The organism is Streptomyces sp. NPDC001599 (genome assembly GCF_042893535.1).
Classification (GTDB): domain Bacteria; phylum Actinomycetota; class Actinomycetes; order Streptomycetales; family Streptomycetaceae; genus Streptomyces.
Map to the genome: position 1 here is coordinate 371,458 of NZ_JBIAVA010000003.1, position 20,657 is coordinate 392,114.

Here is a 20,657-nt window from a genome sequence, read left to right on the forward strand (position 1 = left end):
CTCCGGCAGGGGGCGTGGTGTGGGGGTGCTGGAGCACGGGGTGCTGGCGCGCGGGAGCGCGCAATCTGAACACAGCCGCTTTCAGAGTGAACTTACTGCAAAGTAAGGAAGGAGTGCCCTTCTCCACAAGGTCGCGGACACGACAAAATCGGCCGGAGAGCGAGGAGTCGGCGCGTGGGAGGAGGCAGCGGGTGGCGGGCAGGCTCAGGGCACCGACGGGCCGCTACGGCGGCAAGTCGGCCGCGCAGCGGCAGGCCGAGCGCCGCCGGCGCTTCCTCGACGCCGCACTCCAGCTGTTCGGCGACAGCCCCGGCTACCGCGCCACGACCGTCGCGGCCCTCAGCGACGCCGCAGGTCTGTCCACCCGCCAGTTCTACGAGGAGTTCCGCACCCTGGAGGACGTGCTCGCCGCGCTCCACCTCCAGGTCAACGCCTGGGCCGAGGAGGCCGTCCGCACCGCGGCCGCGGGCGCCCGCGGCCTGCCCCTCCCCGACCGCGCCGCCGTGATCTTCCGCGCCTACGCCGCCAACGTCACCGCCGATCCGCGCCGCGTCCGCATCACCTTCGTGGAGATCGTCGGCGTCAGCCCGCGCCTGGAGGAACAGCGGCTGGCCCGCCGGGCCCGCTGGGTCGACCTCATCTGCGCCGAGGCCCGGTCGGCCGCCGTACGCGGGGAGGCGGCGGCCCGTGACTACCGGCTCGCTGCCACCGCGTTCATCGGCGGCGTCAACGGCCTGCTGCACGACTACAGCGCGGGCTGGGTGGACGCGACCCTCGACGAGGTCGTCGACGAACTGGTCCACCAGCTCCTGGCCGTCCTGCGCCCGCCCGGCCCGCCTCCGGAGGGCTGACCGGCCCGCCCTCGGCAGACCGCCGGCTACTCGTCCCAGGCCTGGATCATGGTCTGCTCGACGATCTCACCGTCGCGCAGCGACAGCATCGACTCCGCGAGCACCCGCACGCCGTCCGGATAGGTGCACTCCTCGGAGAACGCGACCTGGTCACCCTGGACCACACAGCGTGCCATCCGGTGGGTCATGTCGCGGCTGTAGACGTCGTCGAGCATCTCGGCGATCTCGTCCCGGCCGTGCAGGACCTTGGGACGGCTGGGCTGGTCGTACCGGTCGACGATGCGGACCTCCGCGTCCGGCGCGTACAGCGACAACAGGGGCGCCGCCGTCTCTCCTTCGATGCCCCGGCGCAGCGCTTCGGTGTCGAAGCCGGGGCCTGCCGTGGTACCCATGACGACCTCCTTCGGACGTCGAGGGCCCGCGACCCGGAGCTCGAACGGGCCGCCTCGGCCCTCTCCCTTCGAGCTTCCTCCGTCCCGGCTGCCACGGCAACGGTGACCGTGACACTGGTCCTCACGGGTGAGCGGCGCCGCCCGCCCGTGTCCACGCCGTGCCCGCCCGCGTTGCTCAGCACATGATCTCAACACGACGTATCGTCGCCGTCGTCGGGCTCGCCGCCGGTGTCACCGGCCTCGCCGCTCCGATGGCGAGCGCGGCCGGCGGGGGTCCGCTGGGCACGGAGAAGCTCAGCGTGACCAACACCCTCGACTCGCTCGCGGTCGGTGACATGCCCGCCGAGGACCGGGCGCGGATGCCCCTCCCGTCCCAGCAGCTGCACCGGCTCCAGGACCTCCAGCAGCTCCAGCAGGTCACCGGCCTGGTCTCGCCCGTCTTCGGCGTGGTCCCCGCCCTTGGCTGACGCCCGCGTCAGCCACCGGTCGCCAGGAACTGGGTGGCCGCCAGCTCCGCGTACAGCGGATCGGCGGTCACCAGCTCCCGGTGCGTGCCGACCGCACGCACGCGCCCCGCGTCCATCACCACGATCCGGTCCGCCGTCGTCACCGTGGACAGCCGGTGTGCGACCACCAGCACCGTGGTGGTCCGGGCCACGTCCGCCACGGTGTCGCGCAGCGCCGCCTCGTTGACCGCGTCCAGCTGCGAGGTGGCCTCGTCGAGCAGCAGCAGACGCGGCCGGCGCAACAGCGCACGGGCGATGGCCACCCGCTGGCGCTCACCCCCGGACAGCTTGGTGCCCCGATGCCCGACGAGCGTCTCCAGCCCGTTCGGCAGCCGTTCGACCAGACCGTCCAGGCGGGTCGTCTTCAGTACGGCGGCGAGGGTCGCCTCGTCCCCCTCCGGATTGCCCAGCAGCAGGTTGTCCCGCAGCGAACCGGACAGCACCGGGGCGTCCTGCTCCACATAGCCGATCGAGGCCCGCAGCGAGGACAGTTCCCAGTCGGCGAGGCTGCGGCCGTCCAGCGTGATCTCCCCGGAGTCCGGGTCGTAGAAGCGCTCGACGAGGGAGAAGACGGTGGTCTTGCCCGCACCGGACGGACCGACGAACGCCGTCATCCCGCGGGCCGGCACCTCGAAGCTCACCCCGTGGTGGACGTACGGAAGATCGTCGGCGTAGCGGAAGCGGACCTCGCGGAAGGCTACGGACGCCGGTGGCGCGCCCGGCGACGGCAGTGGGACCGGCCGGGCCTGCGGCTCCGCGGGCAGGAGCAGCGCGTCCTGGATCCGGCCCAGCGCCGCCCGGCCCGTCTGGTACTGCGTGATCGCGCCGACGACCTGCTGGATCGGGGACATCAGATAGAAGACGAACAGCAGGAACGCGACCAGCGTGCCCACGTCGATCGCTCCCGTCGCCACCCGCGCCCCGCCCACCGCGAGCACCGTGATGAAGGCGATCTGCATCGCGAGCCCCGCCGTGTTGCCCGCGGCGGCCGACCACTTGGCGGCGCGCACACTCTGCCGCCAGGACTCCTCGGCGGCCTCGTGCAGCACCCGCTCCTCCCGGGGCTCGGCGCCCGACGCCTTCACCGTGCGCAGCGCGCCGAGGATCCGCTCCAGCGCGGCGCCCATCACGCCCACCGCGTCCTGCGCCTGCCGGCTCGCCCGGTTGATGCGCGGCACGATCAGCCCCAGCACCGTGCCCGCGCCCAGCACCACCGCCAGCGTCACCCCGAGGAGCACGGGATCGACGACACCCATCATCACCAGCGTCGCCACCAGCGTCAGCCCGCCGGTGCCGAGGCCGATGAGGGAGTCGGTGGTCACCTCGCGCAGCAGCGTCGTGTCGGAGGTGATCCGGGCCATCAGGTCACCGGGCTCGGTGCGGTCCACCGCCGCGATCCGCAGCCGCAGCAGATACGACGACAGGGTGCGCCGCGCCCCGAGCACCACCGACTCCGCGGTGCGCCGCAGTACGTACGAACCCAGCGCGCCCAGCGCCGTGTTGGCGACCACGAGCCCCGACATGGCCAGCAGCGCCCCGGTGATGGCCCGGTCGTGCGCCAGGTCGTCGATCAGTTCCCGCGCCACCAGCGGCAGCAGCAGCCCGGTGGCGCCCGTGACCAGGGAGAGCAGCGCGCCCGCGAACAGGGCCGTGCGGTGCGGGCGTACGTAGGACAGAAGCAGCCGCCAGGCGGGCGTACCGGTCTGAGGCTGTGCGGTGGTCACGTCGCTCCTTCGGCACACGGACGGGGCACCCAGGCTACGTCGGCGCCGGACACCACGACGCGCCGGTCCGCGCGAGAGCACCCGTCCTCCGGGAACCGCCCCGTCACCTGCCCCTTTCCGATCACTTGCGCGTAGGGTCTGGGGGAACGCTGAACGGCCGAGGAAGGGGTCAGGACCATGGCGCAGGAAGTACGCGGCGTGATCGCGCCGGGCAAGGACGAGCCGGTACGGATCGAGACGATCGTCGTGCCGGACCCCGGCCCGGGCGAGGCCGTGGTCAAGATCCAGGCCTGCGGGGTGTGCCACACCGACCTGCACTACAAGCAGGGCGGCATCAACGACGAGTTCCCCTTCCTGCTCGGGCACGAGGCCGCGGGCGTGGTCGAGTCGGTCGGCGCCGGTGTCACCGACGTCGCCCCCGGCGACTTCGTGATCCTCAACTGGCGTGCCGTGTGCGGGAAGTGCCGGGCCTGTCGGCGCGGGCGCCCCTGGTACTGCTTCGACACCCACAACGCCGAGCAGAAGATGACCCTGGCCTCGACCGGCCAGGAACTCTCCCCGGCCCTCGGCATCGGCGCCTTCGCCGAGAAGACCCTGGTCGCCGCCGGGCAGTGCACCAAGGTCGACCCGGCCGTCTCCGCCGAGGTGGCCGGGCTGCTCGGCTGCGGCGTGATGGCCGGCATCGGCGCCGCCATCAACACCGGCAACGTCGGCCGCGGCGACACCGTCGCCGTCATCGGCTGCGGCGGCGTCGGCGACGCGGCGATCGCCGGGTCGTACCTGGCGGGCGCGTCGAAGGTGATCGCCGTGGACATCGACGACCGCAAGCTGGAGACAGCCCGGGGCATGGGCGCTACCCACACCGTCAACTCCCGGGAGACCGACCCCGTCGAGGCGATCCGCGAGCTGACCGGCGGCTTCGGCGCCGACGTCGTCATCGAGGCCGTCGGCCGCCCGGAGACCTACCGGCAGGCCTTCTACGCCCGCGACCTGGCCGGCACCGTCGTCCTGGTCGGCGTGCCCACGCCCGAGATGAAGCTGGAGCTGCCGCTGCTCGACGTGTTCGGCCGCGGCGGCTCGCTCAAGTCCTCCTGGTACGGCGACTGCCTGCCCTCCCGCGACTTCCCGATGCTGATCGACCTCCACCTCCAGGGCCGCCTGGACCTCGGCAAGTTCGTCACCGAGACCATCCGGCTCGACGAGGTGGAGCAGGCCTTCGACCGGATGCACGCCGGTGACGTGCTGCGTTCGGTGGTGGTGCTCTGATGGCTCCCCGCATCGAACGCCTCGTCACCTCCGGGCAGTTCAGCCTCGATGGCGGCACCTGGGACGTCGACAACAACGTCTGGCTGGTCGGCGACGACCACGAGGTGGTGGTCGTCGACGCCGCCCACGACGCCGACGCGATCGCCGAGGCCGTCGGGGACCGGCGGCTCACCGCCATCGTGTGCACCCACGCCCACAACGACCACGTGGGCGCCGCGCCCGCGCTCGCCGAGCGCACCGGCGCCACCATCTGGCTGCACCGCGACGACCTGCCCCTGTGGCAGCAGACCCACCCCGACCGCGACCCCGACGCGTGGCTGACCGACGGCCTCGTCATCGAGGCCGCCGGCGCCGACCTGACCGTCCTGCACACCCCGGGCCACGCACCCGGCGCGGTCTGCCTCTACGACCCCAGTCTCGGGACCGTGTTCACCGGCGACACCCTCTTCCAGGGCGGTCCCGGCGCGACCGGCCGGTCCTACTCCCACTTCCCGACGATCATCGACTCGATCCGGGACAAGCTGCTGGTCCTCCCGCCCGAGACGGAGGTCCGCACCGGTCACGGCGACTCCACGACCATCGGCGCCGAGGCCCCGCACCTGGACGAGTGGATCAAGCGCGGGCACTGACCGGGCGGTCGCCTCCGAGACCGCCCCGGCAAACGCGTAAACGCGTGAACGCGGGGACACGCGGTAAAGGTGACAGAAGATGTCCGGTTTCCCGGGCACTCTCGAACACGACATCGCTCGTGCGGGACGTGTGGGACGTGTGGGAGAGGAACGGGAGCCGGACATGACAGGGTCATCGAAAGGTCCGCTGACGGGCAGGGTCGCACTGGTCGCCGGGGCGACCCGCGGCGCCGGCCGGGGCATCGCCGTCGAACTGGGCGCGGCCGGCGCCACCGTCTACGTCACCGGCCGCAGCACCCGCGCCCGGCGCTCGGAGTACGACCGCCCCGAGACCATCGAGGACACCGCCGACCTGGTCACCGAGGCGGGCGGTCACGGCGTCGCCGTACCCGCCGACCATCTGGACCCGGCTCAGGTCGCCGCCGTCGTCGACCGGATCGCCAGCGAACAGGCCCGCCTCGACATCCTCGTCAACGACATCTGGGGCGGCGAGACCCTCTTCGAGTGGGACAGCCCGGTCTGGGAGCACGACCTCGACAAGGGGCTCAGGCTGCTGCGGCTCGCCGTCGAGACCCACGCCATCACCAGCCACCACGCCCTGCCGCTGCTGCTGCGCCGCCCCGGCGGACTGGTCGTCGAGGTCACCGACGGCACCGACGCCTACAACCGCGACCACTACCGCAACTCGTTCTTCTACGACCTCGCCAAGACGTCCGTCCTGCGCATGGCCTTCTCCCTCGGGCACGAGGTGGGACCGCGCGGCGCCACCGCCGTCGCGCTGACCCCCGGCTGGCTGCGCTCGGAGATCATGCTCGACCACTTCGGCGTGCGCGAGGAGAACTGGCGCGACGCCCTCGACCGCGTCCCGCACTTCGCCATCTCCGAGACCCCCCGCTACGTCGGCCGCGCCGTCGCCGCCCTCGCCGCCGACCCCGGTGTGGCGCGCTACAACGGGCGGTCCTTCTCCAGCGGCTCGCTCGCCCAGGAGTACGGCTTCACCGACCTCGACGGCAGCCGCCCGGACGCCTGGCGCTATCTCGTGGAGGTGCAGGACGCGGACAAGCCCGCGGACGTCACGGGGTATCGCTGAGCGTCGGCAGAGGCAGGCGGGCGGAATGACCGGTGGGCAGGCCCAGGTCGGCCCGTACGGCGGCGTAGTAGTCCGCCCGCGCGACGCGCTGCCGTTCGAGCAGGTCCCGCCACGCCGTACGGTCGCGGCTCTCGTCGCGGACCAGCCGCTCCATGTCCATGAGGACGACGACCCAGGCCCGCGCCTTCTCCACCACCTCGGGGCTGCCCAGCAGGAGCAGCGCCTCCCAGTAGGGGTCACGGGCCGCCGTGGCCTCGGCCATCGACGCGTCGGCCTCCCGGGGCGGCAGCGGATGAGGGTGCGGGTCCAGACCGAGCGCGGACGCCCCCCGGTAGGTGAGGGTGACGGACGTCTTCACCGCCCGCGCGTAGTCCGCGTACGCCGTGAACCGCCGCTCCTGCCAGTGGGCCTCCCGCTCCCGCCGGAACCGGGCCCGGTCGCCGCGGACCACGGCGAGATAGGAACCGAGCGCCCCGATGACGACGCCTATGAGCGCGGGGAGTTGCTGCAAGAAAGCGGACATGGCCGCACGCTATCTGCCCCTGTGATCGCCGCGGTACTACCGTCTGGCCCATGACGGACACCAGGCGTTTCACCGACCACGCGGCACTCGTGACGGGCGCGGCCCGGGGCATCGGCGCGGCCACCGCACGCCGGCTCGCCACGGAGGGGGCCCGGGTCCTGCTGACCGACGTGGACCAGGTCGCAGCGCGGCGGACGGCGGCGGAACTGGCGGGCGAGGGGCTCGGCGTGACCGCGTTCGCCTGCGACGTGCGCGACCGGGTGTCCGTCGAGACGGCCGTCGCCCACGCCGTGGAGACCTTCGGCGGACTGGACGTGCTGGTCAACAACGCCTTCGCCTGCACCCCGGACGCCCCGCTCTTCGAGGACGAGCCGGACGAGGTCTGGGCCCGCGACCTCGACGTCACCCTCACCGGCGCCCACCGCTGCTGCCGGGCCGCGCTGCCCCACCTCGCGGCCTCCGGGCGCGGCGCGATCGTGAACATCGGCTCGGTCAACGGGGTCCAGGACTTCGGCAACCACGCCTACAGCGCGGCCAAGGCGGGTCTCGCCTCGCTGACCCGCACCCTCGCCGGACACGCGGGCCCGCGCGGCGTCCGCGTCAACCTCGTCACGCCGGGCACGGTGCGCACCACGGCGTGGGAGGGCCGCGACGAGGAACTGGCGGCAGTGCGGGGCCTGTACCCGCTGGGCCGGGTCGGCGAGCCCGAGGACGTCGCGGCGGCCGTCGCCTTCCTCGCCTCGCGCGACGCCGCCTGGATCACCGGGACCACCCTGGCGGTCGACGGCGGCCTGACCGCGGTCAACACCGGCTTCCGACGGGCGATCGCGGGGGCGGGGGGCTCGGACTGACGCAGCGCGGCAGTCCGGTGCGGTTCCGGTGCGGTCCGGTGGTGTTTGTCACGGTTGCGTCGCGGCGGCAGGCGGCACGCAACCAAAGCCGACGGGCGGCGGTCTAGCATGCCGGGATCGCACCAAGGCGACCTTCCGCCCGGCGCACCGCCTCGACGCGAAAGGCATGACCGGCCATGGGGGACATACGCAGACGGGGAGCCGTCGCACTCGGGGTCACCGCACTGGTGGCACCGCTCACACTCGCGCTCACTGCGGCACCGGCCCAGGCCGCGAGCTGCACCGCGAAGGCGGGTCCGTACCAGAAGAAGGTGGAGAAGTTCCTCGGCCGCAAGGCCGACGGCAAGCAGTCCACCGCCGACTGCAAGGCGATCCGCGCCTTCCAGACCAAACACGGCATCCAGCCCAACGCCGGCTACGCGGGGCCCATCACCTGGGGAGTGATGGACCTGATGACGAAGCAGAAGGCCGTCGGAAAGAATCCGAACAAAGCCGGCAAGTGCCCCACCAACAAGGGCCGCATCGCCTGCGTGAACCTCAGCCTCCAGCTGAGCTGGATCCAGGACGGCAAGAAGCTGGTGTACGGGCCGGTGCCGGTCCGCACCGGGCGCAACGGCTACGAGACCCGCACCGGTCTGAAGAAGGTCTACTGGCGCAACATCGACCACGTCTCGACCATCTACCACGTGCCGATGCCCTACAGCCAGTTCTTCGACGGCGGCCAGGCCTTCCACTCCGTCGGCGTCAGCATGTGGAACCCGCCGGGCTCCCACGGCTGCGTCAACATGACCAGGACCGCCGCAAAGAAGTACTGGTCGCTGCTGAAGAAGGGCGACGACGTCTACGTGTACGGCCGCAAGCCGGGCACCTGACGGGCACGGGCGCCCGGCTCGCGCCGTGGCGCCTCACAGCTCGGGGGCGTCCCCGAAGTCCGGTATCTCCAGCCGGATCCCGCCCTGCCGTGCGGAGTCGTGCGCGACGATGCCCGGCAGGGTGTAGCGGGCGGCGACCCACGCGTTCACGGAGGGCAGCGTCCGGGAGTTGACCGCGGTCACGAAGTCGTCCACCAGGAAGTGGTGGCTGCCCTCGTGCCCGTTGTGCATCCGGTCGAACACCCGCGGCAGCCGCGCCCGGTCGTGCACCGGCGCCGAACCCGAGGTGAAGGCGGCCCGCAGCTCCGGCGCTATGTGCCGGAGCGACGGGTCGTCGGGGGACGTGGTGGGCTTGGGCTCCAGCAGCTCGCTGATGTCCTCCACCCCGGTCTTGTCCTGCCACAGCGCCACCGTGGCCAGCTGCTCCATGCTCGCCTCCGTGCCGAAGAACCGGAAGCGTGACTCCCTGATGTGCGAGGGGTAACCGACCCGCCGGAACTCGTTTGTGCGGAACGAACCGCCGCCGGCCACCTCGAACAGCGCGGTCGCGTTGGACACGTCGTTGTCGAACCGGCTGACCGACCGGTCGAAGACCCCGTCCCCGCGCTCGTCCACCACGCCGATCGCCGAGACGCTGACCGCGTGCGTCCGCCAGGCGCCCAGCACCCCGCCCACCGAGTGCGTGGGGTACAGCAGCGGCGGATAGCTCGCGGTGGCCTTCCAGTCCTCGCCGCCGCTGTACCGGTACGCGTCGTAGAAGCCGAGGTCCATGTCGTGGACGTAGTCGCCCTCGGCGTGGAAGAGCCTGCCGAAGGCGCCCTCGGCGATCTTGTTGCGGGCGTGCACGGTCGCCGGGTTGTACTGGCTGGTCTCACCCATCATGTACGTCAGGCCGGTCGCCTTGACCGCGTCGATGATGTCCGCGATCTCCTGCGCGCTGATCGCCATGGGGACCGCCGAGTAGACGTGCTTGCCCGCGCCCAGCCCCTGGAGCACGAGCGGGCCGTGGGTCCAGCGCTGGGTGAAGATCGCGACGGCGTCGACCGCCGGGGACTCCAGCATCGCCTCGTAGCTCGGGAAGGTGCCGGCCAGGCCTTCGGCGGCGGCGAGCCGCTCGGCCCGCTCCGGCAGCAGGTCGGTGACGTACACGTCACGTACGCCCGGGTGTGCCCGGAACAGCCTGGCGAACTGCCCGGAGAACTGGCCGGCACCGACGATGCCGAGGGAGAACGTCATGGGTGGGGTGCCCTTCACTGGTCGTGCGACTGGTCGTGTGACTGGTCGCGTCACTGGTCGAGCGAGCCGGGTGTCCAGGATCCACAGCCAGACGATGCCGGCCACGACGTTGGACATCAGATACGGCGTGAGCACGATCCCGCGCAGCACCGCGGGTTGGGTGAGCCGCTGGAGCAGCACCGCGACGGCCGGCGCCGACACCGTCTGCACCCCGATGTTGACGACCACGTAGACGACCGTGACCGCAGCGAGTCCCAGAAGACGGGGTCGTGAACCATCCGCACGTAAGCCGAGGAGCGCCGGCGCGACGAACGACGCGGCGAGACGTCCGTCACCCCGGTTCCCGGCAGGGCTGCTGGAGGCGACGGCCATCGGGAGACTCCTCTCGTATGCGGCGGCCCGGACTCATTTACTTTTGAGGCAGAACAATCATGTCGTCAAGGGGGCGTACGCACCTCTCTGTTTCCCTTCTCCGAAAGATCGCACGGGCGTAAAGTGACCTTGTTATTTCCGATGTGGAAGAAACTGGAGCGCGAGCCCATGCCCACACGCCCCGAAAGCTGGCCGCCCCTGAGCCCCGGGGAACGCTCCGTGGCGATCGAGGTCCTCGTGCACGGCCCGCTCTCCCGCAGTGAGATCGCCCGGCGGCTCGGCCTCTCGCCCGGCAGCCTGACCCGGCTGACCAAACCGCTCATCGAGTCGCGGCTGCTGGTCGAGGTCCCGGAGGCGGGCGGCGGCCCGGCCGGAGTGCGGCAGGGGCGCCCGTCCCAGCCGCTCGACGTGGTCGCGGACTCCCGGTACTTCCTCGGCTTCAAGGTCACCGAGGACATGGTGTACGGCGTCGTCACCACCCTCAGGAGCGAGATCGTCGCCCGCCACGACCGTGCGCTCGCCACCCACGACCCCGCCGAGGTCGTCGACCTGCTGGCCGGCATGACGGCCGAACTGTCCCGCGGCCGGCCCGGGGTCGCCGGGGTCGGCATCGGCGTGGGCGGGCTCGTCGAGGACCGGGCCGTCGTCGGCGAGTCACCCTTCCTGGGCTGGCGCGGGGTGCCGCTGGCCGCGCTGGTGGAGGAGCGCACCGGGCTGCCCGTCGTCGTCGAGAACGACACCGCCGCCTTCGTGGAGGCCGAGACCTGGTTCGGGGCGGGGCGCGGACTGGACCGGTTCGTCGTCCTCACCATCGGCGCCGGCATCGGGTACGGGCTGGTGCTGGGCGGCCGGCGGGTGCCGTATGCCGGGGACGAGGACCGCGGCTTCGGGCGGCACTGGATCCTCGACCCCCACGGCCCGCTCACCCCCGACGGGAGGCGCGGCAGCGCCGTCTCGCTGCTGACCATCCCCCACATGCGCTACCAGGTGCGGGCCGCCACCGGCCGCGACCGGACCTATGAGGAGATCCTCGCGTCCGCCGCCGCCGGGGAGCCCGTGGCCGCGCGGGTCGTGGCGGAGGCAGGGCGGGCGCTGGGCACCCTGGTGGCGCAGATCGCCAACTTCGTGATGCCGCAGAAGATCCTGCTCGCGGGGGAGGGGGTCGGGCTGATGGAGGTGGCGGGCGACGTGGTGGCGGAGGCCGTCCGGGACAACCGGCACCCGCGGGCCGCGCCGGTCGGTCTGGAGACCCGGGTGTCCGACTTCCACGACTGGGCCCGGGGCGCGGCCGTGCCGGCGATCCAGGTGCTGGTGCTGGGGGCCGCGCCGGTGTGAGCGGGCGGGGTGAGCGGGCGGGGTGAGCGGGTGGGGTGAACGGGTGGGCCGTGTGCGGCAGAACACATGTGGTGGGAACGAACTCGCCGGTAGGTCTTGACAGATGAGAGCATGGACGTGATCAGTAACACGGTCCGATATGTCCGCTTGGCTCGCGATTACTCACATCGTCTTCACGCGGGGCGCCGTATGCTTCACAGCATGTCCACCACTGTTGAACCCTCCTCCGAGCGATCGGCTGCCGAGGTCAACGAGGAGATCCGGGCCCTGTGGCTCCGGTCGGGCGGGACACTGAGCGTCGAGCAGCGCGCGGAGTACCAGCGGCTCGTCATGGAGTGGGCCAACGCGGCCCCGGAGTCCGTGACGGCCGCCTGACCGGCACCGCCCAGGACTCCTCGCCGTCCCGGCCCTCCGGCAGCCCCGAGGGCGGAGCCTCGTACCGGCCCGGTCAGCCCCACGTCGCCGAGTACCGCCGCCGATAGGCCTTGCGGTCCTGCTCCTCGCGAATCCACCGCGTGGCCACCAGCGCCACCAGGCTGCCCGCGACGACCAGCAGGCCCGGTCCAATGTTCCGGCGGTCGGTGAGCCGGGCGAGCAGGGTCGAGCCGTCGACGCCCGTCGCAGGGGCCGGCGCCCCCGCCCCGGAGGTGCCCGGTGCCCGGGCACCCGGTGCCTGGCCGGCCGGTGCGGAGGTGCCCGCCGCGGCACCCTCCCGCCCCGAGACGATCAGCCGGACCCCGAGCGACTCCATCGCCTCCGGCAGTGGCTGGAAGAACGTGGTGCCGCCCTTGGCGCAGTCGCCACTGCCACCCGACGTCACCCCGAGCGCGACGCCCTCGGAGAACATCGGCCCACCGCTGTCACCGGGTTCGGCGCACACGTCGGTCTCGATCAGACCGGTGACCGTGCCCTCCGGGTAGTTGACCGTCGCGTCCAGCGCCGTCACCCGGCCGTCGCGCAGCCCGCTGGTGCTCCCGCTGCGGAACACCCGCTGCCCGACCGCCGGTTCGCCCGCCCCCGTGATCCGCACCCCCTTGCCGTCGCCGACCGCCACCACGCCGGCGCCGTCGCCCGCCTTGCCGTTCTCGTACCTCACCAGGGAGAAGTCGTCCCCGGGGAAGCTCCCGGCGACCGTCCTGCCGACCTGCCGGTCACCCGTGCCGTCGCCGAACCAGACGGATCCCGTCGGGCCGCAGTGACCGGCGGTGAGGATGAAGTCGCTCGTGCCGTCGGTCACGTTGAATCCCGCCGAGCAGCGGCCCGCCGTGGACAGGATCGGCTCCGCCCCGTTCAGACGGGTGGTGAACGTGCCCTCCGTACGCTCCATGCGGACGAACCCGCCGATGTCCTCCGCGACGCCGGTCAGCCGCGACCAGTCGGACCCGGACACCGTGCGGTCGCCCCGGACCACCACCTCGTTCGAGCGGTAGTCCAGCGCCCACGCCGTACCGGTCACCCGGGGCGCCGACCGCAGCGTCGAGGCCGCCGACCGCAGCTCGGACATGCTGTGCCGCACCCGCTTCGCCGTCGCACCGGCCCGCCGCACCGCCTCGGCCGCGCGCTCGTCCGTGACCGCCACCACCGGCCGCCCGTCGGAGCCGACCCAGTGACCCGCCGTACGATCCGTGCCCAGCCGGGACACGAGGCCGGCACCGGCGCCGGACGGGGTCTGCGCGAAGGTGTGCGGCGCGGCGGACGCGTCGGGGGGCTCACTCGCCACGGCCCGGGTGACCATCGTCCCCCCGAGCAGCAGACCGCCGACGGCCGCCAGCCGTGCCACCCGCCGGACGATGCGTCGTCGTGCGTGCCTCATGCCTGCGCTCCCGAACCCGACCGCGCGGCGTCGCCGCCGCGGGGGCCTCCGGACGTCGAGCACCCTCCTCCCATACGGCGGCGGGAACCTCGGTGTTCACCGGGCCGGAGTCTTGTTCCCCCGTCCCGTCACCGCGTCCTATCTTGGCCCCATGACCAGCAACCCGTGGGACCAGGCCGGTGAACCGAACCCGCTGCGCGCACTCACGCCGGACCAGCTGCGCCGACGCACCAGCATGAAGTGGCGCACCCACCCGGCGGACGTACTGCCGCTGTGGGTGGCCGAGATGGACGTGCCGCTCGCCCGGCCCGTCGTGCGTGCCGTCACCGACGCCATGGAACTCGGCGACACCGGCTACCCCGTCGGCACCGCCTACGCCGAGGCGCTCGCCGCCTTCGCCGGCAAGCGGTGGGGCTGGGACGGCCCGGCCGTGGAACGCACGGCGATCGTGCCCGACGTGATGCTGGGCGTCGTCGAGATGCTCAAGCTGGTCACCGGGCCCGGCGACCCGGTGATCGTCAACCCGCCGGTGTACCCGCCGTTCTACCAGTTCGTCACCCATATGGACCGGCGCGTGGTCGAGGCGCCCCTCGGTCCGGACCTGCGGATCGACCTCGGCGTGCTGGAGGAGGCCTTCCGGCGAGCCGCCGCGGGCGGCGGCCGGGCGGCCTTCCTGCTGTGCAGCCCGCACAACCCCACCGGCACCGTGCACACCGCCGGCGAACTGGCGGCCGTCGCCGCCCTGGCGGAGCGGTACGGCGTCCGGGTCGTCGCCGACGAGATCCACGCTCCGGTCGTCACCGCCCCCGACGCGCGGTTCGTGCCCTATCTGAGCGTGCCCGGCGCCGAGCGCGGCCTCTCCCTGATGTCGGCGTCCAAGGGCTGGAACCTCGCCGGACTCAAGGCGGCCCTCGCCGTCGCGGGCCCCGGGGCCGCCGCCGACCTGGCGCGGATGCCCGAGGAGGTCGGTCACGGGCCGAGCCACATCGGCGTCCTCGCCCACACCGCCGCCCTGCGCGACGGAACCGCCTGGCTGGACGCCGTGCTGGCCGGGCTCGACGAGAACCGGCGGCTGCTCACCGGCCTGCTCGCCGAGCGGCTGCCCGGCGTCGTGCACCGCACCGGGGAGGCGACCTACCTCGCCTGGCTCGACTGCCGCGCCCTCGGCCTCGGTGACGAACCGGCGGACGTCTTCCTCGACCGCGGCCGGGTGGCCCTCAGCTCCGGCGTTCCCTTCGGCAGCGGCGGGGCGGGGCATGTGCGGCTCAACCTGGCGACCTCGCCGGAGGTGCTCACGGAGGCGGTGCGGAGGATGGCGGCGGCCCTGGAGTGAGGCGGGGGCGACGCGTGGGCCGGAGGGGCGGGCCCCTGGGCCGTGGGCGGATCGGGGAGCCGTGCGGGACAGGCCCTTCGCTCTCCGGCCGTCCGTCCCGCTGGGGGGACTATCGGGTGCGGGTGATCGACTTGTGCTCGACGTAGCCGGTCGGACCGGCCTTACCGTACTCACAGCTGGGGCCGCTGGCCTTGTAGCCGCCGAAGCTGATCGGCGATCCGTTCAGCGTGACGGTGCCGGTGCGCAGCCGGCGCCGGCAGTGTCCAGGGCGCGGTCGGGATCAGAGGTCCAGGTACCGCCGGACAGGCCGTACTGGGAGTTGTTGGCGATTCGGCGCCTACGACGACGATGACGACGCCGTATGAGGAGCAGGGCCGGCGGGGCGGGCCGGCGCGGGCGGCCCGGCGATCCGGTGCTTCGACCGGCCCGCTGCCGCGCCCGCACAGTGCCGTCAGGTGGTGGGGTAGTCCGCGGAACGGCTGACCTCGGCCCACTTGCGGGCCTCGGCCAGACGGCCTTCCTCCGAGCTGATCGCGATCTCCAGGGCGTCGCTGCCGAGCAGTAGCCGGCGCGGGGGCTCCTCGGCGTCCACGGCGCCGATGATTGCGCGGGCCATGCGGTCCGGGTCACCGGGCTCCTTGCCGGCGTAGTCCGCGAACCGGGCCAGCCACAGGCCCACGGTCTCCTCGTAGTCGGGGGTCACGGGACCGGAAGGCTCCGCGGCACCCGCGGCCCAGCCGGTGCGGATGCCGCCCGGCTCGACGATGGTGACCTTGACACCGAACGGTGCCACCTCGTTGGCCAATGCCTCGGAGAACCCCTCGACGGCGAACTTCGCAGTCTGGTAGGCGCTCAGACCCGGCGTACCACCCACACGTCCGCCGATTGAGGAGATCTGTACGATGTGCCCGGACCGCTGGCGGCGCATGGCCGGAAGGACCGCCCGGGTCATGTTGACCACGCCGTACAAGTTGGTATCGACCTGCGCGCGGAACTCGTCTTCGGGAAAGTCCTCGATCGAGCCGCTGGTGGCGTAGCCGGCGTTGTTGACGACGACGTCAACCGATCCGAACCGTTCCATCGCCGCGGCCACCACGTCCCGGGACTGGACCGCGGAGGTGACGTCCAGCGCCACCGCCTCCAACTGGTCCGGGTGCTCGGCCCTCAGGGAAGCCAGCGCCTCCGGCTTGCGGGAAGTCACCACGACGTTGTCGCCGGCCCCCAGGGCCGCGAGCACCAGGGCCCTGCCGAGGCCCTGCGAGCCCCCCGTGATCAGCCAGGTTCGTGCCATGACGCGTGCCTCGTTTCGTCATCTGCTTCGCCGCCCGAATGGGACAGCAACTTAACTGTAGACAAAATCGGCCTATCTGCAACATCAATGATGCAGTAAATGTTAGTGTTGCATCTCACATGGTGATGTTATTCAGTTAACTAAGGCACGGGCGTAGAATCTCGGCATCATGAGAGCTGACGCCGCGCGTAACCTGACTGCCGTCCTCCACGCCGGAGCTCGACTCCTGGCAGAGGACCCCGGCGCCTCCATGACGGCCATCGCCACCGCCGCCGGAGTGGACCGCACAACCGTCCACCGCCGCTTCGCAAACCGTGAAGCCCTGCTCAGCGCCGTTTTCCAGGCCAAGCTCGACTCCGCCGAACGCGTCCTGGACGAAGCCCGCCTGCTCGAGTCCCCCTTGCCGGTCGCCCTCCACCGTTACCTGGAGGGGATCATCCCCGTCAGCCGCGAATGGCCGGTCGACATGCGTCTGATGATGCAGAAAGACCCCGCCGCCTGGACCCGCCGGGAGGAGCAGAGCGCGCGCCTCGACGCCTTCATCCGCCGCGCACTGGACGAGGGCTACCTACGAGCAGGCGTCGACGCAACCTGGGCACGGACGATCCTGGACGAACTCGTCGACACCGCCGCCCACCGATTCCCCGACCTCGAACCCCCACAGGCCGCCGACCTCGTCGCCGCCACCCTCCTGAACGGCCTCGGCGCGACCTGACACCACCATCCACCGCGGAACGCGACTGTCGCTGAGGCGGGGGGGGGAGTTGAGGTGTTGGTGATGGGTTGATAACTGGGTTCGATGCCGGCAGTTCCTGGCCCTTACGGCGGGGGTGCGGGACGACCAGACCGGTGCCCTGGTAGCCGCCATCAGCGATAGTCGTTGTGGGGCCGACGGCAGCCTTGGCCCGGACTCCTCCCAGCCGCGGGAGTCGTGCCGGTTCCCCGGCGAGGGCCGACCGACCACGACGACCAGCCGTGTGTCAGCGTCTATGACGACCTGGTGGGCAGTGGAATAGCGGTAGTTCTTCGACGGCTCGGCCACCGAGTGGTCGCGGGTGGGCACCAGGGTGCCGTCGACGATGAGCACGGTGTCCTTGCGGAGCAAGCTGTCGCATCGTCAAGTTCGTGCGCCAGTACGCCGTCACCAGCAGGACACGGTCCTCCAACGGCAGGCTCCAGGGCCGGCCGCGCTGCTGATCCGAGGCTTGCTCGCGTCGCACCGAGGCAACCAACTTGCCGAAGCAGCGCGAGTTCAGCCCGGTGAAGGGCTCTGTCCAGGACCGCACCGACGCCGTGATCACACCAGCCACAGCGTGATCGTTTCACTCGGGGGGAAGCAACCAACGTCTCGTACCTTCTCGGCCTGAGCCGGTCCAGAATGCCGCCATGGCCGAGGAAGAGCACAACAAGCCCGCTGTACGCTCCTTCCTGTCATGCGCCACCGAGGTGGCGCGGCTGATGGATCTCGAGAACGCGGCCGACGTGCCGGAAGCGCACCGCGCACGGCACTTGGCCGATGCGGTGCGCAAGCCACTGCTCGAACGCACCCACCTGCCCGAAGAGTTCTTCGCCCGCGATCCCGCCATGGATGAGTCCCACGATGTAATGGCCGAGTGGCGGGAAACCGTTCGGTGATCAGCCATGTGACTGGGACGCCGCGAAACCTGAGTCGGCCCCGTTGCCATGGGGCTGTTGGTTCACTCTGACCAGTTACGGGACAGGTCTTAGACTTCCGGAGCATGAACGACGACGCGTCACTGGCCCGGCTCGGCGCCGGCAAGTACCTGCTGGTCACCACCTACCGGAAGAACGGCACGCCGGTCGCCACCCCGGTGTGGGTCGTGCTGGACGGGGCCGCGCTCGGCGTCTGGACCGTGGCCGACTCCTGGAAGGTCAAACGCGTGCGCAACCGCGCCGACGTCCTGGTCGGCCCCTGCGACGTGCGCGGCAGGCCGACCGGCGAGCAGGTCCCGGGGACGGCGGAGATCTGCGACGCGGCCACCACCGCCCGCTACCGGCAACTCCTCGCCCGCAAGTACGGCGTCGTCGGGCGGCTCACCCTGCTCGGCAGCAGGCTGCGCCGTGGGCTCGACGGCACCCTGGGAATCCGCGTCACGCTCACGTCCGTACCACCGGCCGGGAACTGACCCGCCCTCAGGTCCAGGCCCGGTACGGCTCGTCGACCAGCTGGAAGACCGGCTCGCCGCGCACCGGGTCCTTGGCCGTGGACAGCCGCACCCGGTCCCCGCTGTGGATACCGATCAGCGGACCCATGACCCGGCCGCGCAGCACGAAACCCTCGGCCATCTCGATGAGGGAGACATTGCGTGCGGCCGGGGTGTTGCGGTGCACCACCGTGGCGTGGCGCACCGTCCCCGTGCCCTCGCTCCGCTCCGTCCGCAGCTCGCTGCCGCGACAGACCGGGCACAGCACCCGGTGGTACATGGCGGTGCCGCACCAGGTGCAGCGCTGGTAGAAGACGGCCTCGGTGTCCGGGCCCCGGTCCTCGGCACTCGGGTCGAGCAGGCCCGTCGCGGGGCCGGCCGCCTGCTGAGCGACGTTTCCTGAGTGGTACACGCTGGTCAACTCCCTGCACTCGGGCCGGAATCCCGCGTGCGCGGTCACCGGGCACGCGTGTGCGCGGCTCACCGTGCCGCCGTGCACGCACCACAGGGTATGGCACTGAGTGTCACGCGTAAAGGCACTCGGTACCCTTGATTCCGGGTGGATGAGCGACGTGGGCGAGCGACGTGGATGAGCGAGCGGGTCCGTCGTGTCCGGCCGTCAGTCGTGCGCGAACGCCGTCTCGATCTCCCGCAGCACCTGCCACAGCGGTGTCCCGCGACGCGCGGCCACGACCACCACGTCCTCGGGCGAGGTGCCGCGGGGCGGCACCGGAACGTCGCCGAACGCGGACTGCGCGTACGCCAGTGCGTGGTCCACCGCGGCGCCCGCGTCGTCGCGCCCGTCCGAACGCAGCCAGGACCGCAGGGCGTTGTTGTGCGCCGCGACCACCGCGGCCGCGATCACGTCGGCGCGCAGGCTCCCGTCCGGGCGTCCGCCCAGCCGCCCGCGCAGGTACTCGGCGAGGGCCCGCTCGTAGCGCCACACCACCGACAACTCGTAGGCGCGCAGACCGGGGACCTTCTTGGTGAGGCGGTAGCGCTGCACGGAGAACGCCGGGTTCTCGGCGTACATGCCCAGCACCAGCCGGGCCGCGTCGCAGACCCGCCGCACCGGGTCGGCGTCCTCGGGCGAGCGGGCCAGGAACGCCTGCATGTCGGCCAGGCACCGTTCGTGGTCCGGGAAGACCACGTCCTCCTTGGACGGGAAGTACCGGAAGAAGGAGCGCCGTCCCACGCCGGCGAGGGCAACGATGTCGTCCACGGTGGTCTGGTCGTACCCCCGCTCCAGGAACAGCCGGAACGCCGCCGCGACCAGCGCCTCCCGCATCGGCGGACGGACCTCCGCCGCGTCCGTCCCGTCCACGCGGCGGGGCGCCGCACTGCTGGTGCTCATGAAGGGGAACGTAGCAGCCCGACGAGGAGCATGGCACTCAGTGCAGTCGTCGGGGGGAACTGAGTGCACCCGCGGTCCCGCGGTCGTGGTCGCATACGATCACTTCCGATCATCCCCGGAGGAGTCCCGCATGCCGTTCACCCGCTCCCGCATCCTGTACGTCACCGACCTGGCCTACCAGGCGCGCGGGCGGCGCTACTGCGACGAGGACATCTACCTGACCTCGCGGCTGCGCGAGGAGTTCGACCTGGCCCTGTGCCATCCCCGGGACGCCGCCGCGCTGCTGGACGGCTTCGACGCCGTCGTCGTCCGCAACAGCGGTCCGGTACAGGGGTACGAGGCCGCCCACACGGCGTTCCGCGAGCGCGCCACCGAGCGCGGGACGCGCGTCTACAACCAGCTCACCGGCCGGGCGGACATGGTCGGCAAGCAGTACCTGCTCGACCTCACCGCCGCGGGGTACCCCGTCATCCCCACCGTGGACCGTGCCGAGGACCTGCACCGGCTGCCCGTCGCGGACGAGTACGTCGTCAAGCCGAGGCTCGGCGCGGACTCGGCGGGCCTCAGGATCGTCCCCGCGGGCCGGGTGGCCGAGGCGCTGGACGGCGCCGGGGACCTCCTCGTCCAGCCGCGCGTCGACTTCGCCTACGAGGTCTCCTTCTACTTCGTCGACCACGACTACCAGTACGCCCTCCACGCCCCGCACCCCGACCGCCGCTGGCAGCTGGAGCCGTACGACGCCACCGTGGCCGACCTCGACTTCGCGCGGCGGTTCATCGAGTGGAACGGTGTCGACCACGGAATCCAGCGCGTCGACGCCTGCCGCGCGCCCGGCGGGGAGCTGCTGCTGGTCGAGCTGGAGGACCTCAACCCCTACCTGTCCCTGGACGCCCTCGACGAACCGGCCCGCGACGCGTTCGTCAGCGCCCTGCGCACGGCCCTGCGGCGTCTGCTCGCCGGCTGAGCCGCCCCGGCGGGCCCACAGCGGAACCTGGGGGTGTCGTTGGGATCTTGCCGAGGGTCGCGGGGCCTGGAGCCGGCCTGGTCCAAAGGA

22 protein-coding genes and 2 pseudogenes are annotated in these 20,657 nt (G+C 72.0%); 14 read left to right on the top strand and 10 right to left on the bottom strand.

Annotation, left to right across the window (positions count from 1 at the left end; all coding sequences use genetic code 11):
- Nucleotides 1-191 precede the first annotated feature (191 nt).
- Complete coding sequence (locus ACFYZ3_RS10530; protein ID WP_388515246.1) at nucleotides 192-851, top strand: TetR/AcrR family transcriptional regulator; 660 nt, start codon at nucleotides 192-194, stop codon at nucleotides 849-851.
- 26 nt (nucleotides 852-877) lie between these two features.
- Here ACFYZ3_RS10530 and ACFYZ3_RS10535 read toward each other — a convergent pair whose 3' ends face one another.
- Nucleotides 878-1,243, bottom strand: a complete 366-nt coding sequence (locus ACFYZ3_RS10535) for a nuclear transport factor 2 family protein (RefSeq protein ID WP_388515248.1) — start codon at nucleotides 1,241-1,243, stop codon at nucleotides 878-880.
- A gap of 182 nt (nucleotides 1,244-1,425) precedes the next feature.
- Here ACFYZ3_RS10535 and ACFYZ3_RS10540 point away from each other — a divergent pair, with 182 nt between their 5' ends.
- Entirely contained in the window at nucleotides 1,426-1,710 is a 285-nt protein-coding gene (locus ACFYZ3_RS10540) for a hypothetical protein (protein WP_109030747.1), read from the top strand.
- A gap of 8 nt (nucleotides 1,711-1,718) precedes the next feature.
- Here ACFYZ3_RS10540 and ACFYZ3_RS10545 read toward each other — a convergent pair whose 3' ends face one another.
- On the bottom strand, nucleotides 1,719-3,473 hold the full coding sequence (locus tag ACFYZ3_RS10545) for an ABC transporter ATP-binding protein (RefSeq protein WP_388515250.1): 1,755 nt from the start codon (nucleotides 3,471-3,473) through the stop codon (nucleotides 1,719-1,721).
- 177 nt (nucleotides 3,474-3,650) lie between these two features.
- Here ACFYZ3_RS10545 and ACFYZ3_RS10550 point away from each other — a divergent pair, with 177 nt between their 5' ends.
- The 3 genes from ACFYZ3_RS10550 to ACFYZ3_RS10560 all read left to right on the top strand — a co-directional run bounded on the left by ACFYZ3_RS10550 (nucleotide 3,651) and on the right by ACFYZ3_RS10560 (nucleotide 6,458).
- On the top strand, nucleotides 3,651-4,739 hold the full coding sequence (locus tag ACFYZ3_RS10550) for an S-(hydroxymethyl)mycothiol dehydrogenase (RefSeq protein ID WP_388515252.1): 1,089 nt from the start codon (nucleotides 3,651-3,653) through the stop codon (nucleotides 4,737-4,739).
- A complete protein-coding gene (locus ACFYZ3_RS10555) occupies nucleotides 4,739-5,368 on the top strand; it encodes an MBL fold metallo-hydrolase (protein WP_388515254.1) in 630 nt (209 codons plus the stop codon). Before ACFYZ3_RS10550 ends, ACFYZ3_RS10555 begins: the two co-directional genes overlap by 1 nt.
- 163 nt (nucleotides 5,369-5,531) lie before the next feature.
- Entirely contained in the window at nucleotides 5,532-6,458 is a 927-nt protein-coding gene (locus ACFYZ3_RS10560) for an SDR family oxidoreductase (protein WP_388515256.1), read from the top strand.
- On the opposite strand, the gene ACFYZ3_RS10565 is transcribed toward ACFYZ3_RS10560, so the two are convergent.
- Entirely contained in the window at nucleotides 6,442-6,981 is a 540-nt protein-coding gene (locus ACFYZ3_RS10565) for a hypothetical protein (RefSeq protein ID WP_388515258.1), read from the bottom strand. The genes ACFYZ3_RS10560 and ACFYZ3_RS10565 overlap by 17 nt on opposite strands.
- Nucleotides 6,982-7,031: 50 nt before the next feature.
- Here ACFYZ3_RS10565 and ACFYZ3_RS10570 point away from each other — a divergent pair, with 50 nt between their 5' ends.
- Together ACFYZ3_RS10570 and ACFYZ3_RS10575 are read left to right on the top strand one after the other, a co-directional pair.
- The gene (locus ACFYZ3_RS10570; protein WP_388515260.1) at nucleotides 7,032-7,832 is read left to right on the top strand and encodes an SDR family NAD(P)-dependent oxidoreductase; all 801 of its coding nucleotides are present in this window, start codon (nucleotides 7,032-7,034) and stop codon (nucleotides 7,830-7,832) included.
- Between the two features lie 176 nt (nucleotides 7,833-8,008).
- Nucleotides 8,009-8,704 (top strand): L,D-transpeptidase family protein, encoded by a 696-nt coding sequence (locus tag ACFYZ3_RS10575; protein WP_388515262.1) that lies wholly within the window; start codon nucleotides 8,009-8,011, stop codon nucleotides 8,702-8,704.
- 33 nt (nucleotides 8,705-8,737) lie between these two features.
- On the opposite strand, the gene ACFYZ3_RS10580 is transcribed toward ACFYZ3_RS10575, so the two are convergent.
- Entirely contained in the window at nucleotides 8,738-9,940 is a 1,203-nt protein-coding gene (locus tag ACFYZ3_RS10580) for a Gfo/Idh/MocA family protein (protein ID WP_388515978.1), read from the bottom strand.
- 63 nt (nucleotides 9,941-10,003) lie between these two features.
- Nucleotides 10,004-10,312: pseudogene (locus tag ACFYZ3_RS10585) on the bottom strand (sugar ABC transporter permease); the annotation flags it as partial.
- Between the two features lie 168 nt (nucleotides 10,313-10,480).
- On the opposite strand from ACFYZ3_RS10585, the gene ACFYZ3_RS10590 reads away from it, so the two are divergent.
- Nucleotides 10,481-11,647 carry an ROK family protein gene (locus ACFYZ3_RS10590; protein WP_388515264.1) on the top strand — a complete coding sequence of 389 codons (1,167 nt, stop codon included), beginning with the start codon at nucleotides 10,481-10,483 and terminating at the stop codon, nucleotides 11,645-11,647.
- A gap of 189 nt (nucleotides 11,648-11,836) precedes the next feature.
- Nucleotides 11,837-12,022 (top strand): hypothetical protein, encoded by a 186-nt coding sequence (locus tag ACFYZ3_RS10595; RefSeq protein ID WP_361002592.1) that lies wholly within the window; start codon nucleotides 11,837-11,839, stop codon nucleotides 12,020-12,022.
- Nucleotides 12,023-12,095: 73 nt separating this feature from the next.
- Here the strand turns inward: ACFYZ3_RS10595 and ACFYZ3_RS10600 are convergent, their stop codons facing one another.
- Nucleotides 12,096-13,460, bottom strand: coding sequence for a S1 family peptidase (locus ACFYZ3_RS10600; RefSeq protein ID WP_388515265.1), 1,365 nt, complete (start codon nucleotides 13,458-13,460; stop codon nucleotides 12,096-12,098).
- Nucleotides 13,461-13,611: 151 nt separating this feature from the next.
- On the opposite strand from ACFYZ3_RS10600, the gene ACFYZ3_RS10605 reads away from it, so the two are divergent.
- Nucleotides 13,612-14,793, top strand: coding sequence for a MalY/PatB family protein (locus ACFYZ3_RS10605; protein WP_388515267.1), 1,182 nt, complete (start codon nucleotides 13,612-13,614; stop codon nucleotides 14,791-14,793).
- A 451-nt stretch (nucleotides 14,794-15,244) separates the two neighbouring features.
- Here the strand turns inward: ACFYZ3_RS10605 and ACFYZ3_RS10610 are convergent, their stop codons facing one another.
- On the bottom strand, nucleotides 15,245-16,084 hold the full coding sequence (locus ACFYZ3_RS10610) for an oxidoreductase (RefSeq protein ID WP_388515269.1): 840 nt from the start codon (nucleotides 16,082-16,084) through the stop codon (nucleotides 15,245-15,247).
- A 169-nt stretch (nucleotides 16,085-16,253) separates the two neighbouring features.
- On the opposite strand from ACFYZ3_RS10610, the gene ACFYZ3_RS10615 reads away from it, so the two are divergent.
- A complete protein-coding gene (locus ACFYZ3_RS10615) occupies nucleotides 16,254-16,799 on the top strand; it encodes a TetR/AcrR family transcriptional regulator (RefSeq protein ID WP_388515270.1) in 546 nt (181 codons plus the stop codon).
- 88 nt (nucleotides 16,800-16,887) lie between these two features.
- On the opposite strand, the pseudogene ACFYZ3_RS10620 reads toward ACFYZ3_RS10615, so the two are convergent.
- Nucleotides 16,888-17,394: pseudogene (locus ACFYZ3_RS10620) on the bottom strand (transposase); the annotation flags it as partial.
- 76 nt (nucleotides 17,395-17,470) lie between these two features.
- Here ACFYZ3_RS10620 and ACFYZ3_RS10625 point away from each other — a divergent pair.
- The gene (locus ACFYZ3_RS10625) at nucleotides 17,471-17,719 is read left to right on the top strand and encodes a hypothetical protein (RefSeq protein WP_388515272.1); all 249 of its coding nucleotides are present in this window, start codon (nucleotides 17,471-17,473) and stop codon (nucleotides 17,717-17,719) included.
- 104 nt (nucleotides 17,720-17,823) lie between these two features.
- Complete coding sequence (locus ACFYZ3_RS10630) at nucleotides 17,824-18,231, top strand: PPOX class F420-dependent oxidoreductase (RefSeq protein ID WP_388515273.1); 408 nt, start codon at nucleotides 17,824-17,826, stop codon at nucleotides 18,229-18,231.
- Nucleotides 18,232-18,238: 7 nt separating this feature from the next.
- Here ACFYZ3_RS10630 and ACFYZ3_RS10635 read toward each other — a convergent pair whose 3' ends face one another.
- Together ACFYZ3_RS10635 and ACFYZ3_RS10640 are read right to left on the bottom strand one after the other, a co-directional pair.
- The gene (locus ACFYZ3_RS10635; protein ID WP_388515275.1) at nucleotides 18,239-18,661 is read right to left on the bottom strand and encodes a Zn-ribbon domain-containing OB-fold protein; all 423 of its coding nucleotides are present in this window, start codon (nucleotides 18,659-18,661) and stop codon (nucleotides 18,239-18,241) included.
- A 207-nt stretch (nucleotides 18,662-18,868) separates the two neighbouring features.
- A complete protein-coding gene (locus ACFYZ3_RS10640) occupies nucleotides 18,869-19,603 on the bottom strand; it encodes a TetR family transcriptional regulator (protein ID WP_388515276.1) in 735 nt (244 codons plus the stop codon).
- 130 nt (nucleotides 19,604-19,733) lie between these two features.
- Between ACFYZ3_RS10640 and ACFYZ3_RS10645 the strand changes: the two genes are divergently transcribed.
- Nucleotides 19,734-20,567, top strand: coding sequence for a hypothetical protein (locus ACFYZ3_RS10645; protein ID WP_388515278.1), 834 nt, complete (start codon nucleotides 19,734-19,736; stop codon nucleotides 20,565-20,567).
- Nucleotides 20,568-20,657: the final 90 nt, after the last annotated feature.

Bases quoted from the DNA above. Each gene is read 5' to 3' on its own strand.
- ACFYZ3_RS10625 (WP_388515272.1), top strand. From the start codon at position 17,471: ATGGCCGAGGAAGAGCACAACAAGCCCGCTGTACGCTCCTTCCTGTCA.
- ACFYZ3_RS10560 (WP_388515256.1), top strand. From the start codon at position 5,532: ATGACAGGGTCATCGAAAGGTCCGCTGACGGGCAGGGTCGCACTGGTC.
- ACFYZ3_RS10575 (WP_388515262.1), top strand. From the start codon at position 8,009: ATGGGGGACATACGCAGACGGGGAGCCGTCGCACTCGGGGTCACCGCA.
- ACFYZ3_RS10605 (WP_388515267.1), top strand. From the start codon at position 13,612: ATGACCAGCAACCCGTGGGACCAGGCCGGTGAACCGAACCCGCTGCGC.
- ACFYZ3_RS10645 (WP_388515278.1), top strand. From the start codon at position 19,734: ATGCCGTTCACCCGCTCCCGCATCCTGTACGTCACCGACCTGGCCTAC.
- ACFYZ3_RS10615 (WP_388515270.1), top strand. From the start codon at position 16,254: ATGAGAGCTGACGCCGCGCGTAACCTGACTGCCGTCCTCCACGCCGGA.
- ACFYZ3_RS10600 (WP_388515265.1), bottom strand. From the start codon at position 13,460: ATGAGGCACGCACGACGACGCATCGTCCGGCGGGTGGCACGGCTGGCG.
- ACFYZ3_RS10610 (WP_388515269.1), bottom strand. From the start codon at position 16,084: ATGGCACGAACCTGGCTGATCACGGGGGGCTCGCAGGGCCTCGGCAGG.
- ACFYZ3_RS10555 (WP_388515254.1), top strand. From the start codon at position 4,739: ATGGCTCCCCGCATCGAACGCCTCGTCACCTCCGGGCAGTTCAGCCTC.
- ACFYZ3_RS10570 (WP_388515260.1), top strand. From the start codon at position 7,032: ATGACGGACACCAGGCGTTTCACCGACCACGCGGCACTCGTGACGGGC.
- ACFYZ3_RS10595 (WP_361002592.1), top strand. From the start codon at position 11,837: ATGCTTCACAGCATGTCCACCACTGTTGAACCCTCCTCCGAGCGATCG.
- ACFYZ3_RS10535 (WP_388515248.1), bottom strand. From the start codon at position 1,243: ATGGGTACCACGGCAGGCCCCGGCTTCGACACCGAAGCGCTGCGCCGG.
- ACFYZ3_RS10550 (WP_388515252.1), top strand. From the start codon at position 3,651: ATGGCGCAGGAAGTACGCGGCGTGATCGCGCCGGGCAAGGACGAGCCG.
- ACFYZ3_RS10580 (WP_388515978.1), bottom strand. From the start codon at position 9,940: ATGACGTTCTCCCTCGGCATCGTCGGTGCCGGCCAGTTCTCCGGGCAG.
- ACFYZ3_RS10590 (WP_388515264.1), top strand. From the start codon at position 10,481: ATGCCCACACGCCCCGAAAGCTGGCCGCCCCTGAGCCCCGGGGAACGC.
- ACFYZ3_RS10640 (WP_388515276.1), bottom strand. From the start codon at position 19,603: ATGAGCACCAGCAGTGCGGCGCCCCGCCGCGTGGACGGGACGGACGCG.
- ACFYZ3_RS10540 (WP_109030747.1), top strand. From the start codon at position 1,426: ATGATCTCAACACGACGTATCGTCGCCGTCGTCGGGCTCGCCGCCGGT.
- ACFYZ3_RS10630 (WP_388515273.1), top strand. From the start codon at position 17,824: ATGAACGACGACGCGTCACTGGCCCGGCTCGGCGCCGGCAAGTACCTG.
- ACFYZ3_RS10565 (WP_388515258.1), bottom strand. From the start codon at position 6,981: ATGTCCGCTTTCTTGCAGCAACTCCCCGCGCTCATAGGCGTCGTCATC.